The organism is Pseudoalteromonas sp. PAB 2.2, from assembly GCF_001938575.1.
In the GTDB taxonomy this organism is placed as follows: Bacteria; Pseudomonadota; Gammaproteobacteria; order Enterobacterales; family Alteromonadaceae; genus Pseudoalteromonas; species Pseudoalteromonas lipolytica.
In genome coordinates, this window is record NZ_LYPI01000007.1 from 160,176 (window position 1) to 173,288 (window position 13,113).

The 13,113-nt window shown below is 40.7% G+C and carries 9 protein-coding genes; 3 read left to right on the forward strand and 6 right to left on the reverse strand.

Annotation, left to right across the window (positions count from 1 at the left end; all coding sequences use genetic code 11):
• Nucleotides 1-147: 147 nt before the first annotated feature.
• Nucleotides 148-2,514: a TonB-dependent receptor gene (locus tag BWD47_RS01150; RefSeq protein WP_075593205.1), complete on the reverse strand. Its 2,367-nt coding sequence runs from the start codon at nucleotides 2,512-2,514 to the stop codon at nucleotides 148-150.
• Between the two features lie 834 nt (nucleotides 2,515-3,348).
• On the opposite strand from BWD47_RS01150, the gene BWD47_RS01155 reads away from it, so the two are divergent.
• The gene (locus BWD47_RS01155) at nucleotides 3,349-3,966 is read left to right on the forward strand and encodes a LysE family translocator (protein WP_075593206.1); all 618 of its coding nucleotides are present in this window, start codon (nucleotides 3,349-3,351) and stop codon (nucleotides 3,964-3,966) included.
• Nucleotides 3,967-4,011: 45 nt separating this feature from the next.
• Here BWD47_RS01155 and BWD47_RS01160 read toward each other — a convergent pair whose 3' ends face one another.
• The gene (locus BWD47_RS01160) at nucleotides 4,012-4,920 is read right to left on the reverse strand and encodes a LysR family transcriptional regulator (protein ID WP_036972294.1); all 909 of its coding nucleotides are present in this window, start codon (nucleotides 4,918-4,920) and stop codon (nucleotides 4,012-4,014) included.
• Between the two features lie 119 nt (nucleotides 4,921-5,039).
• Between BWD47_RS01160 and BWD47_RS01165 the strand changes: the two genes are divergently transcribed.
• Nucleotides 5,040-7,016 (forward strand): ligand-gated channel protein, encoded by a 1,977-nt coding sequence (locus BWD47_RS01165; protein ID WP_075593207.1) that lies wholly within the window; start codon nucleotides 5,040-5,042, stop codon nucleotides 7,014-7,016.
• Nucleotides 7,017-7,161: 145 nt separating this feature from the next.
• Here BWD47_RS01165 and BWD47_RS01170 read toward each other — a convergent pair whose 3' ends face one another.
• From BWD47_RS01170 to BWD47_RS01185, 4 genes are read right to left on the reverse strand one after another with little or no spacing between them, the layout of a single operon-like run.
• Entirely contained in the window at nucleotides 7,162-8,208 is a 1,047-nt protein-coding gene (locus BWD47_RS01170) for a pectinesterase family protein (RefSeq protein WP_075593208.1), read from the reverse strand.
• Nucleotides 8,209-8,217: 9 nt separating this feature from the next.
• Complete coding sequence (locus BWD47_RS01175; protein WP_074988726.1) at nucleotides 8,218-9,159, reverse strand: sugar kinase; 942 nt, start codon at nucleotides 9,157-9,159, stop codon at nucleotides 8,218-8,220.
• Nucleotides 9,159-10,646: a UxaA family hydrolase gene (locus BWD47_RS01180; protein ID WP_036972290.1), complete on the reverse strand. Its 1,488-nt coding sequence runs from the start codon at nucleotides 10,644-10,646 to the stop codon at nucleotides 9,159-9,161. The genes BWD47_RS01175 and BWD47_RS01180 overlap by 1 nt, the downstream gene beginning before the upstream one ends.
• Before the next feature lie 2 nt (nucleotides 10,647-10,648).
• Nucleotides 10,649-12,106 carry a tagaturonate reductase gene (locus BWD47_RS01185; RefSeq protein WP_036972288.1) on the reverse strand — a complete coding sequence of 486 codons (1,458 nt, stop codon included), beginning with the start codon at nucleotides 12,104-12,106 and terminating at the stop codon, nucleotides 10,649-10,651.
• A gap of 241 nt (nucleotides 12,107-12,347) precedes the next feature.
• Here BWD47_RS01185 and kduD point away from each other — a divergent pair, with 241 nt between their 5' ends.
• Complete coding sequence (kduD, locus tag BWD47_RS01190) at nucleotides 12,348-13,112, forward strand: 2-dehydro-3-deoxy-D-gluconate 5-dehydrogenase KduD (RefSeq protein ID WP_036972287.1); 765 nt, start codon at nucleotides 12,348-12,350, stop codon at nucleotides 13,110-13,112.
• The last annotated feature ends 1 nt before the right edge of the window (nucleotide 13,113 follow it).

Consider the following 13,113-nt stretch of genomic DNA (forward strand, 5'->3'; position numbering starts at 1 on the left):
TTAAAGTCGCTAACTTAATTAATACAATTTATATAACGGTCGTTTTATATTTTTGGCGAACTTATCTGAGCTAAAAAATAAATTGGTTAATAGCGTGTTGAAAAAATAATGCCGCTTAGAAAGCGGCATTGACTCTTTAATTGTTATTTACATAAAGTTGTAATCTAAACGTATGCCAATGCTACGCTCGGGTAAAAAATCTATGTATTTTTGAGCGGTTGTTCTATTACTACGACTTCGATCTCTTTTATACTTAATCGCATCATTATCGAAGACATTATTTAAGTGAACGCTTAATTTCACGTTTTCGTTGACCTCATAACGAGCTGATAAGTTAAATACTTCATAACCAGGCACTTCATCTCCAGGTTTGGTATCAAAGTGCGTGTTGTATTTACCATATGCTGAGACGTCACCACGAATAAAGAATGGCTTGTTATTAATGTCAAATTCCTTATCAATTGCGATATAAGCATTATATTTAGGCACCATCGTCATTTCTTGACCTTTAACGCCACCGATTGTTTCATTATCTTCAGTAAGTTCAGAGTTGGTATAAGAGGCATTTACAATTAATGCTATAGTATCTGTTAAGCTTGCTTTTGACTCAAACTCAAGCCCTCTAGAACGTGCTTTTCCTGCATTTGCGGTATAAGAGAACCCACAAGAATCCATGTAAATACTCGTCTTAATATCACTCCAGTTTATTTGATAAATAGCAGAGCTAAAGTTGAACTTACCATCGAATAATGAGCCCTTTAAGCCAACTTCATAGTTATCGATTGAATCAGATGTGAAGCGAGCTTTACGATTTTTAGCATTAACATCATTTACACACGCTGCGGCTAGTGGGCTATTGTTACCACCTGGGCGGTATCCTTCAGAGTAAAGAGCATAAATTGAATAATCATCAGTAGGTTGCCAAGAAGCGCTAAATTTAAAGCGATTTCCTTGTTCTTCACCGCCTATCAGTGTTTTATCGTTTGACCACACACCAATTTCTTCAGTGCGTTCAAAATCTTCTAAATTGAAATGGCGAATACCCGCATTTAACTCAATATTGCCAAAATCGTCTGTTTCAATTTGGTACGCTACATCTGCAAACAGCGCAAACTCTTTTGCCCACTCGCTGAACACATGATAATTCCAAATTTTATTAGGATCGTCAAAGTTATCTAAACCGATTTGCTGGGCATCGTCCCCCCACCAGTAAAGTGCAGCAGCTGCTGTCCTGTCACCGCTTTCAATATATTGCCATTGATGACCTGGAGAGTCAGGTCGCCATGATTTATCCCAATAAGCACCGACAGTCCAACTTAAATTGCTATTTAAATCGAAGTTCTGAAGCCTAATTTCATGGGTAACGCGGGACAGCTCTTGATCGTTTATTATCCATGTTTTAAACATATCAGAAGCATCTAAACGAGACCAATCATCCAGCGAATCAGATTTTACTTTTCGGTATGAACCAGCATAAGTTAATGAAGCAACGTCGGCTATATTATCAACATCAACAGTTAAGCTATATAAATTTGTAGACTCTTTATCCCAACCATCGAGTAAATTATAGAGAGCATATTTATCATCAGCATCATGAATAAATCCACCACCTTGAATACAATCTGGGCGATTAAATGTCGGATCACATGTTATTTTAGTGTCTGAGATATCATAACCGTACTTAGCTGAAGCATCTTCATCATAAGATAATTCATAGTAATATCCTGGCTTTGAGGTATCTCCCAATGTTGCGCCATTAGCAGAATACTCATCATGCACATAGGTGAAGTTAAGTGCTAAATTATCAATTGGTTGCCATAATAATTGACTTCGAATAAAACTACTTTGACTTTTACTCTGTTGGCCTGTTGCTTGATTGACATAAGGACGGACATCGTTGGTTATATTACCTGTCACTCTTAATGCAAGGGTATCTTCTAATAGAGGTACATTAACACCCAAAGATAAGCTGCTGTCAAAACCATCTACATTATTTTCACTTGAGCCTTCAATCGTACCAAATAACTCAAATTCATCTAATTGTGGTTTTTTAGTGATAACGCGAACCGTACCACCGATTGCATTCGAACCGTATAATGTACCTTGTGGGCCGCGTAATACTTCAACTCGCTCAACATCTGTGAGGTTTGTAAATTCATACGGGATATCATCAGTGAATATGGCTGTTGTATCTGGCGATGCGCTATTCCCTCCGCTTAACCCTCTTAAAATTAACTGACCACGAGGTGCTGCAGCACCAGCTAAAGTACGGTAAATATCAGATGCATCAAGGTAGTTTCGATTGGCAATCTCAACTGCAGATACCGCTGAAATACTCATAGGTATTTCTAGGATTGTTTCAAGTTTTTTACGCGAAGTAACCGTTATTACTTCTAGATTTTCCTCTTTTTCAATTTTATCTTCTGTATCCATGGCTATTGCTGGAACTGCATATAAATGACCTAAAATCACAGTGGTTAAAATAGTTTGTTTTGTTAATAGAGTGTTTTTCATTGATGTTCCCAGTGTTTTTTTTGTTGATATTCTATTAACGACGTTAATTTAAATATTGGTATTGTTCAATCTATTTAACCCTTTTTTGGGGAATTGTTTTTCTAATTGGTTTTTATTCTGGAATTAATTATGTCTTTTTGTTTATTTTTACATGCTAAATAATGAGATTGACCAACGTGTATATTGTTTTTGTGAGTCGTTAGTCGTGCTTACGGAATTGCTCATCAGGCAATGGTCTTTTTTAGGTGATGAGTTTTTTTAATTGTTCTCTCAAACTGCACATTCGAGTCTTTCTTCAATTAAATTATCCCGTCAGATAAAGCTACAGAGCACTCATAGGTATTTTACAGAGAAGGTAAAAGCTCAGCGCAACAAGTTTGCAGTGATCACAGGGGTCATTGCTGTTTAGGTAAAATACTAAATTCAGTTTCACGTGGAAAATTAGTTATAGTGTCTGTACTTATCGAAGCTATAAAGTAGAGCTGAGTTAAGCAAAGTTGACTGAAGATGAAGCGCTTGTGCAATAGCCATCGCTATCACAATAGATGGAGTCCGATACAATGACTACTCGTGGTCGCGCTGTACGTAATAATGATCTGGCTTGATTATTTGCTGCAATAGAATGTGTTGCCCAACCTAATGGTATAGGCTTTTTTGTAGCTTATATTTTAGTAACGAAGATCGTGGGCTAACTAGCTCCCTATATTAATATTGCATTACCAGTTTTCATGAGCTTTAGCGCATTGAAATGTGAGTAATCGCGTGTTTGTTTATTTAATTGAATGTGTTTAAATCGCTTTTCTATTTTTTCAGTATTCATGATGTGATTGGTTTATGCTCGATTTAGCAGTACTTGCGGTTTTTATTCCTACCTTCTTTTTTGTGTCTATTACACCAGGTATGTGCATGACTTTAGCGATGACTCTGGGTATGAGTGTGGGGGTAAGGCGCACATTGTGGATGATGGTGGGTGAAGTGCTTGGCGTGGCAACGGTGGCAATTGCGGCTGTTGTGGGGGTTGCCAGTATTATGCTTAATTATCCTGCGTTGTTTGCGATACTAAAATATGTTGGCGGTGCGTACCTTATTTATCTTGGAGTCAATATGTGGCGCGCAAAAACCAGTTTTAAGCCCGAAAATGAAACCGAGCAGCAAATAGGGCGCGGACAACTGTTTTCACAAGGTTATATCACTGCCATCGCAAACCCAAAAGGGTGGGCGTTTATGATTTCACTCTTGCCCCCTTTTATAAATGTAGATTTAGCCGTTGCCCCGCAGCTTGCTGTATTAGTAAGCATTATTATGCTGAGTGAGTTTATCTGTATGTTAATTTATGCCACGGGTGGTAAAAGCTTGAGGTTATTTTTAGATAAAGGCGACAATTTAAAATGGCTAAATCGTATTGCCGGTGCGCTTATGATGTGTGTAGGTGTTTGGCTCGCACTTGGATAATACCCACGCGCTTATTTTAGCGAATTGGTATTATCCATACTGGCCTTAATCAACAAATTCAACCTGTTTCGATACATCATTAAAACAGTGTTTTATGGTTTCTATCGCTGTTTTGGTTTTTGCAGCTAAGCTGTCTCTTGCTGGGGTAACTGCATACACGGTGTAGTTTGGCATGGCCCATTCGGGCGCGATTTCGATGAGTTCTTTTGTTCTTAATAAGTGCCTCACTTCAGGCTCTGGCAACACGCCATAACCGACCCCATCACAGACCAGCGCAATTAAACTTTGCATGTTATTGACGTTTATTTTTGCCTTGGGCAGCGGTTTACTTTCAAGCGTTAGTGGATTAAATGCATTGCTGTCGGCGTATGTATGTGAAATACGGGAGAACTGATGTAAATCATCCCAACTGACTTTTTTAAACTTAGCGATAGGATGATCTCTGTGGGCGCAGAGCTTTAACGGCCAGGTTGCGAGCTTTCGTGCAATCAGATTTGAGTTTGTTAATGGGCCTATTGCAATGGCTAAATCTGCGCCACTTTTTATCATATCGATTGGCTCATCAGTTAAAATTAACTGAATACGTAAATCATCAAACTCGTTTATTAGGCGCTCGAGCGGTTCACTTAAAAGCCCTCCCCCAAAACCGACGGGGGCCACTAACTTTAATTCGCCACTGGGTTTACTTTGTAAGTGTTGTAATTGCGTGCTGGCTTGATCTGCAAGTGCCAGCATCTTTAAACAGCTTTGATAATACAAATGACCGGCTTCGGTCAGCGTCAACTCTCGCGGGCTGCGATTAAATAAACTTAACCCGATTTCCTGTTCTAATTGCTTTATATGTTGGCTTACAGCCGATGTCGTCATTGATAACTCAGCAGCAGCACTGCTCATATTGCCTGTTTCAACAGTACGAGAAAATACGCGTAGTGTTTTGATTAGCTTGGAATTCATTGTTCAGGCCTTCTTAATTCAGTTTTAAGAAATCGTAAATTGTTAAAACGGGGACTTCTCATTAATATTGCAAACGCTAATTATTATCATTTATAAACAAAAAGTCACGGAGTATTATTATGACGAGGGTTGTTCCTTCTGTTTTACCTCTCACCGCTGCTGTCTTAGCAGGCCTATCTCATTTTGCATACGCTGATGATAAAAAACAAGACATGGAAGTGATTGTTGTTTCTGCATCTGGGTATGAGCAAATGCTAAAAGAGGCACCTGCAAGTATTAGCGTGATTGATCGTGAGCAGCTAGAAAAGCGTTTTTACCGTGACTTAACAGATGCCATGACCGACGTACCCGGTGTGGTTGTGACCGGTGGTGGTGATAGAAAAGATATCAGTTTGCGTGGTATGGCAAGCCAGTACACTTTGATTTTAATTGATGGCCAACGTCAAACCTCTCGCGAAACTCGTCCAAATAGTGATGGCCCAGGTGTTGAAGGGGCATGGACACCCCCTATTTCAGCCATTGACCGAATTGAAGTTATTCGTGGCCCTATGTCATCACTGTATGGCTCTGATGCCATTGGTGGGGTTATCAATATTATAACCCGTAAAACACCCGAAAAGTGGTATGGCGAACTGCGTTTAGACAGCACCATTCAAGAATCAAGCGAATCTGGCAACATTAATCAAGGTAGCTTTTTTACCGCGGGTGGCTTAATTCCAGAGTTGCTAGGAGTTCAGCTTTCAGGGCAGTTCTCTGAGCGTGATGAAGATGACTTTGTTGCTGGCTTTCGAGGTAAAGAGCAAAGCAATATCAAAGCGAAGTTTATTTTAACGCCATCAGATAACCACGAAATTATGTTTGAGGTGGGCTCGGCAAAACAAAAACTGGATGAAACTTTAGGTAAAACTGTCGCGCCTTTAGCGCAAGGTGAAAGCTGTGGCCGACGGGGGTGTCCTGAGTCGTCAACCACAGAGTACGACCAAGAAACTTATTCGCTTAGCCATAATGGCTTCTACGATTTTGGCTCATCGCGCAGCTATCTAAAATACGATAAGTTTGATAACACCTCGCGTGAAATGTATGTCGAAAATACCGACGCGCAAACAAGCTGGACACTGCCATTTACCAATCATAATGCAAGCGTTGGTGCGGCGTATTTAAAAGAAGAACTGGATGATTATACGAGTAATAGCATCAGTGATTTAACGCATGTGGAAAACGAGCAATGGTCGGTGTTTGCAGAAGATGAATGGTCTGCATCAAAGCAATTTAAACTGACCACAGGGCTTCGTTATGATCATGATGGTAACTTTGCGGGTCACCTTAGTCCGCGTTTATATGGTGTATACAATGCCACTAAGTCGCTGACTGTGAAAGGGGGAATTTCAACAGGCTTTAGAGCACCGAATATTCGCCAATCTACTCCAGCGTGGGGACAGGTAAGCCGTGGTGGTAATATTTATGGTAACCCAGACTTAATCCCTGAAAAGTCCGTAAACTACGAAATGGGGATTTATTATGATATCAGTCGCGATTTATCGCTCTCAAGTACGGTGTTCTACAACGAGTTTAAAGATAAAATTACGCGTATTTCTTGCCCATTAACGCAATGTACAGATGGTCCGAATCAGTTTGGTTCTCTGCCTACAACTTATATCAATGTTGATGAAGCAGTAACACAAGGGTTTGAGCTGTCGGTTTCTTACGAAATTACCAGCGAGCTTGATGTGAGTGCTAATTACACCTACACCGATTCTGAGCAAAAAACCGGTGAATACAAAGGCAGTCCACTTAATCAATTACCTAAACACATTTTACAAACCTCACTTAATTGGCGCCCAGTAGATAAACTAGGAACGTGGCTGCGTGTGCATTATCGCGGTGAAGAAAGCCAACCTACGACAGGTCCATCACAAAGTAGCTTAATTGCGCCAGACTACACTTTGGCAGACATGGGGGGTAACTATGATTTAAGCCGACGAATTACACTTGGCTTTGGTGTGTATAACCTATTCGATAAAGAAATATCAGAGGCAGAGTATGGTTATGTAGAAGATGGTCGTCGCTACTGGTTGTCAGTGGGTGTTAACTTCTAAATGTGATGAGTAATATGAGTGTGGCGTAATTATGCCACACTCATATTTATCGAACGAGGTTGAGTGCATACCTGTGAGAGGTGAGTAACGATATAACTTACAGTGACATTGAAACCCAAAGCATGCACTCTAAAGTTAACGCAACTTATTTCAACTGAAATGCATCAGTTTTAAAATTTTGAGTAGCCAGCTGTTGTTCCAGCATCTGCAATTGTTGCTTGGGCTGCCATTCGCCTTTGAAAACCCAGTCAACAAGGTTGTTTTCTTCTATATTGAGCTGTTTCGGTTGGAAGTTATCATCTAACCAAGCATACGGGGCTTTGTTATTGGCGAAGAAATAACGGGATCCCCAACGATTTGGTTGGTCTCTTTGCTTATCCGCATAGGTTTTTTTAAAGATAGGTTTATCTGCCAAGTTATCAGAAAACTGATTTCCTAATAAATAAAACTGGGCATCATAATGATGTCTGCCAAGCCAAAAGCCTTCTACGCCATTAAATTCACTATTAGCAACAACAAACTTTTGTTCGCTACTCAATTCGCCATCATGCCAAAGAGTCGCGGTTTGTTTTAAGTTGTAAAATTGAGAATGCTCAATGAGGGCGGTACCTCTTGGGCAAACCATATCTGTAGCCCCAGTGAAAGAGCAGTAAGAGTGGTAATAAAGACCCTCTTTTTTGTTCCAAAGACTCACTGTATCAGCACCATAGGCCTGTACGTCACATTGATGAAAGATGATTCGTGATGCGTTTTCAAAGCCGCGGATCGCAAACTGATGTTCAAGTGTGTTATGAATTTTTCCGTAATCATTGATAACGGAGATATTGGCGAGTGTTATGTCACTGCCAGTGATATTAACCACGGCAGCTCCCCAGTCACTGTCATTGTGTTCTCGCCAACTATTCCTCAACTGTGCGTAACGAATGATAGTATTAGCGGCGGATTCACCGACAATACTGAGGTTACTGCGGGTGATATACAGTTTTTCGTTGTACTCACCAGCTGCAACAGTGATCACCACCTCTTTATAGGGGCTACTCGCATTAATTGCAGCTTGAATGCTGTTATAGGCATGCTTATTATTTTTTTCTACATGCATAAATGTGACAGGCTCGGTGCCAATTGCAGGCGTCGCAGCAAAAACACTCTGCGCAATAGATAACACCACGAGCAATGATAAAAATAAACGCATACTTGTCTCCTAAAGTGTGCTGTTTAGTATTGAGTTATCTATTGGGACGATGGCCCCTCGTTGTTGAATAACCTGTCCTGCAACGAGATTTCCAGCCTCTGCACAGCTTGCAATGTCATGGTCTAGCAACCAATAACTTAAAAACCCCGCATTAAATGAATCACCTGCTGCAGTGGTATCAACAACATTATCTACCAGTCTGGCATCATACTGATTGACAATACTGTGACTATTTTCACTGTATTGACATCCCTTTTCACCGGTTTTAATGACCAGCTGCTTTACACCTTGTTGATGCAAGTGCTCACGACATTCTGTGAGGTTGTTAAAGCCCCAAATTTGGGCTTCATCTTCAAATGTCACCAAGGCTAAATCAGCAAGCTGATACATACGGTTGTTGCTCTGTTGGCAATGAGATTGAGATGCCCAAAGCGTTGGCCGGTGGTTACTATCGTAGATAATTTTAACACCATGAACTTTTAGATCAGCCAATACATTAAGTAAAATATTACAATCATCGATGGGCAAAATTGCGAGTGAAATACCCGACAAATAAACTGCATCGACTGCTTTTAACTGGCTAACAATATCAGCAAATTTAGCGTGGCGAACGAGGTATTTTGCCGCAGAATCATTGCGCCAATATTGAAAAGTGCGTTCGCCATGGGCGTCAGTTTGGATCATGTATAAACCAGCATGCTTGTTACTGTCGGTTAATACGGTGTCACAGTTAACCTGGTAGTCTTGCCAGCGAGCAATCATTGCTTGGCTTAACGCATCCTCTCCCATCACAGTGACGTAATTGACATCAATGCGTTCGCTTGCCAATTTTTTCATGTAAATGGCTGTATTCATGGTATCGCCACCAAAGTTTTGTTGCATTTCGCCAAAAATAGCCCCTGACAACTCCACCATACATTCCCCAATAATGGCAATTTTCTTTTTTGACATTAGAGGGTTACTCCTTTTTTCCAGATGGCTACTTCGCGAATATCATTTACTTCATTACAGGTCGGTTTACCATTCACTACATCCACCAACAAATCGACAAATTCTTGATGAACTTCAGGCATGGATTTGCCATTCACCAGCACACCAGCATCGAAGTCGATCCAGCGGGTTTTCTTTTTCGCAAGCTCTGAATTAGTGGCTATTTTTAAAGTAGGCACAAAACCACCGTAAGGCGTACCTCGCCCGGTGGTAAAGAGCACAATATGACAGCCCGCAGCTGCAAGTGCGCTGGTGGCAATGGGGTCATTGCCGGGGGCGTTGAGTAAATTGAGTCCTGGAGTACTTAATCGTTCACCATAATCAAGCACGGCCTGTACTTTGCTGGTACCTGCTTTTTGAGTACAGCCCAACGATTTGTCTTCTAATGTAGTTATGCCGCCTTTTTTGTTACCCGGAGACGGGTTTTCATAAATGGGTTGGTTATGCGCTTTATAGTAACCTTTAAAATTATTTACCATGCTGACAAGCTGGTTAAAGGTGTCTTCATCTTTACAGCGAGACATTAGTAAGGTTTCTGCACCAAACATTTCGGGTACTTCGGTCAGTACGGTCGTTCCACCTTGAGCAATTAAGTAATCAGAAAAATAACCTAGCATTGGGTTTGCTGTGATACCGGATAAACCATCACTGCCACCACACTCAAGACCAAACTTTACTTCACTCAGCAGACCGGGTTCACGTTTATCATGTTTAATTACATCGTAAATTTGTTCTAGCAGCGCGACACCATCTTCTACTTCGTCATCGGAATGCTGAGATACTAAAAATTTTATTCGATTCTCATCAATATCACCTAACCCCGCTTTAAAGGCGGCAAGCTGATTATTCTCGCATCCTAAACCGACAACTAATGCACCACCGGCATTAGGGTGTAATGCCATATCTTGCAGTAAAATTCTCGTGGTTTCTAAATCGTCACCTAACTGTGAACACCCAAATTGATGAGGAAATATATGAACCCCGTCAATGCCAAGATCGGGGTGATTTCGTAGAAACTCATCTTTCATTTGTTTGATCATACCGTTGACGCAGCCAACCGTTGGAATCAACCAAATTTCGTTACGTATACCAATTTCGCCATTCGCTCTGCGATATATATTCACGGGTGGAGAGGGCTCAGCAGGAGCTTGACTGACAAATTCAGGCTGATATTGATACTCTAACTCATCATGCAGGGTCGTTTTAATGCTGTGGGTATGAACCCAAGCACCTTGCTTTATATCTTCAAGAGCAAAACCAATTGGAGCGCCATATTTTATAACACGGTCATCTTTTGAAATTGGCTTTAACGCAATTTTATGTCCTTTTTCGATGTCGTCTAATGCGGTGAACGAGAAGTCTTCAAACTCAATGTGTTCACCCGCACTAATTGGGCTCAGGGCAATAGCAACATCATCAGTATTATGAAGTCTTAATAACTGTGCCATGATTATAATTCCACTTGTTTTGATAGTGTCTCTTCAACAGAGGTCGTAAGCATGCTGTTAAGCTGTTCTGTTACTAGGTCAGTCAATCCTGTCAGTTCATTGAGATCCTTATCCCAATGCCACTTAGCGCCAAGCACACTGCTGACAAGCTCTTTCAATGTTATCGCACCACCTTGGTGCTGTTGCCACAGGGATTTGAATAAAGTGATCCACTCAGGACTATCTGAAAGCTCAATGGGTTGACCATTCCGCTCGCCGCGGTAAAACAAAATTTGCCCCGCAATTGCTGTCGCAATGAGTGCTGGAACGGTTTTATTATCTACAATATATTGCTCTAACTGCGGCAGTAATCGCGTTTTAAATTTGGTCATACTATTCAGTGATATCGACATAAGTAAATGACAAATATACGGATTTCTAAAGCGATTAAGCACATCATTGGCAAATACCTGCAATTCATCTTTAGGTAAAGATAGTGTGGGAATAATCTCGTCAAAAATCAGTTTACTTACATATTTCTCGATTAATGGTGAGGCGAGCGCTTCGCCCACAGAGTCGATATTTGCCATATAGGCCAAAGGCACCATCGCAGTATGTGCACCGTTTAAAATGGCGACTTTACGTTGTTTGTAAGGGGCTATATCGTCAACAATTTTAATATTGACATCACTGCCTTCTAAACATAATACGTCAGCTAAATGTTGCGGCCCTTGAATAACAAATAAATGAAAATATTCAGCTGTGACCATGAAGTTGTCGTAGTAGCCAAATTGTTCTTGCAAGTGTTGATGTTCATCACGTGGGAAGCCCGTCACGATGCGGTCAACCAACGACGAGCAAAAATAATTATGCTCGTTAAGCCAGCTAACAAACTCGCTGGGTAAATCCCATAGTTGGCAGTACTTGAGGACAATTTCTTTTAATTTTTCACCATTATAATCAATTAGTTCACAAGGAATGATGATCATGCCGCGATCACTTGCACCGTTAAAGTGATTAAAGCGGTGAAATAACCATTGAGTTAATTTCGCAGGGAAGGCTTTTGCTGGCTTATCAGTGAGTGAGTCTTCGCTAATGTACTCGATGCCTGCTTCGGTTGTATTAGAAAAAATTAACTTTAGATCTTCACTTTCTGCGAGCTGTAAATATTTATCGAATTCTTTATAAATAGGAATTTCTTCGTTTACACAGCTAATAATGCGTTCATTAGATACCGATTCACCTTGCTCATTAATGCCTCGAATAATACTGGTATAGAGACCATCTTGAGTATTAAGTAGCGGTAATGTGTCGTAATCAATTGGTCTAATAATGGCGACACCCGCGTTTAAACCTGTTTGTTCATTTAATTTGTCGATTTGCCAATCCACAAAAGCGCGTAAGAAATTCCCCTCACCGAATTGCATTATAGTCGTCGGGTATTTGTTTTTATTGACGTTTTTTCTATTTAGTGTGTACATACATTTGACCCATTTTTAACCTTAATTGGCGTGTTGATTTTTACATCTTAGACATATTTGCCACCGGTGGCAAATAAAATTTGACAAATTGCCACCGGTAGCGAAGAATGGCTATTAACAACTTTGTGAATGTTTTTACAACTTGTTTATTAAAGTGGTGTTAAAACAGGCATTCAAACTTTTGTATCATCTTATTTGAAGAGGCTGATACAGAGAGTTAGCAGATAAAAAGGTTAATTTTATGACAACACAGCTATTCGATTTAAAGGGGAAAACGGCTTTAGTAACAGGCGCGAGCCGTGGCTTAGGAAAGCAAATTGCAATGGGATTAGCCGCTGCTGGGGCTGATGTGATCTGTAGCAGTAGTCGTGAGCATGGTTGCGAAGAAACATGTAGCGAAATAGCTAAAAGCGCATCGAAAACATGGGATATTGCCGCTGATTTGAGCGATGCCAAAAGCGTGTCAGCATTAGCAGAAAAGGCGTTGTCGGTTAATGATGGCATCGATATTCTGGTCAATGTGGGTGGCACCATTTTTAGAAGTCCCGCTATCGATTACCCCTACGATGAATGGCAAAAGGTGATAAAGGTTAACCTTGATGCCAGCTTTTTACTTGCTCAGGCATTTGCACCGAAAATGATCGAAAAGGGTCAAGGTAAAATTATCAATATTGCATCCATGCTGTCATACAGTGGCGGAATGACTGTGCCCGCTTACACAGCAAGTAAACATGCTATTGCAGGCGTTACCAAAGCCTTAGCAAATGAATGGGCACAATATAACATTCAGGTTAACGCGATAGCACCTGGGTATTTTAGAACAGATAACACGCAAGCGCTTCAGGATGATCCTGGGCGCAATAGCGAAATAGAAAAACGTATCCCAGCAGGGCGCTGGGGAGAAGCTGAAGATTTAATTGGTACCGCAATCTTTTTATCATCACGAGCCAGTGATTATGTCAATGGACATATTTTGGCAGTTGATGGCGGATGGTTAGCACGTTAGT

Bases quoted from the DNA above. Each gene is read 5' to 3' on its own strand.
- BWD47_RS01160 (WP_036972294.1), bottom strand. From the start codon at position 4,920: ATGAATTCCAAGCTAATCAAAACACTACGCGTATTTTCTCGTACTGTT.
- BWD47_RS01180 (WP_036972290.1), bottom strand. From the start codon at position 10,646: ATGGCACAGTTATTAAGACTTCATAATACTGATGATGTTGCTATTGCC.
- BWD47_RS01170 (WP_075593208.1), bottom strand. From the start codon at position 8,208: ATGCGTTTATTTTTATCATTGCTCGTGGTGTTATCTATTGCGCAGAGT.
- BWD47_RS01175 (WP_074988726.1), bottom strand. From the start codon at position 9,159: ATGTCAAAAAAGAAAATTGCCATTATTGGGGAATGTATGGTGGAGTTG.
- BWD47_RS01150 (WP_075593205.1), bottom strand. From the start codon at position 2,514: ATGAAAAACACTCTATTAACAAAACAAACTATTTTAACCACTGTGATT.
- BWD47_RS01165 (WP_075593207.1), top strand. From the start codon at position 5,040: ATGACGAGGGTTGTTCCTTCTGTTTTACCTCTCACCGCTGCTGTCTTA.
- BWD47_RS01155 (WP_075593206.1), top strand. From the start codon at position 3,349: ATGCTCGATTTAGCAGTACTTGCGGTTTTTATTCCTACCTTCTTTTTT.
- kduD (WP_036972287.1), top strand. From the start codon at position 12,348: ATGACAACACAGCTATTCGATTTAAAGGGGAAAACGGCTTTAGTAACA.
- BWD47_RS01185 (WP_036972288.1), bottom strand. From the start codon at position 12,106: ATGTACACACTAAATAGAAAAAACGTCAATAAAAACAAATACCCGACG.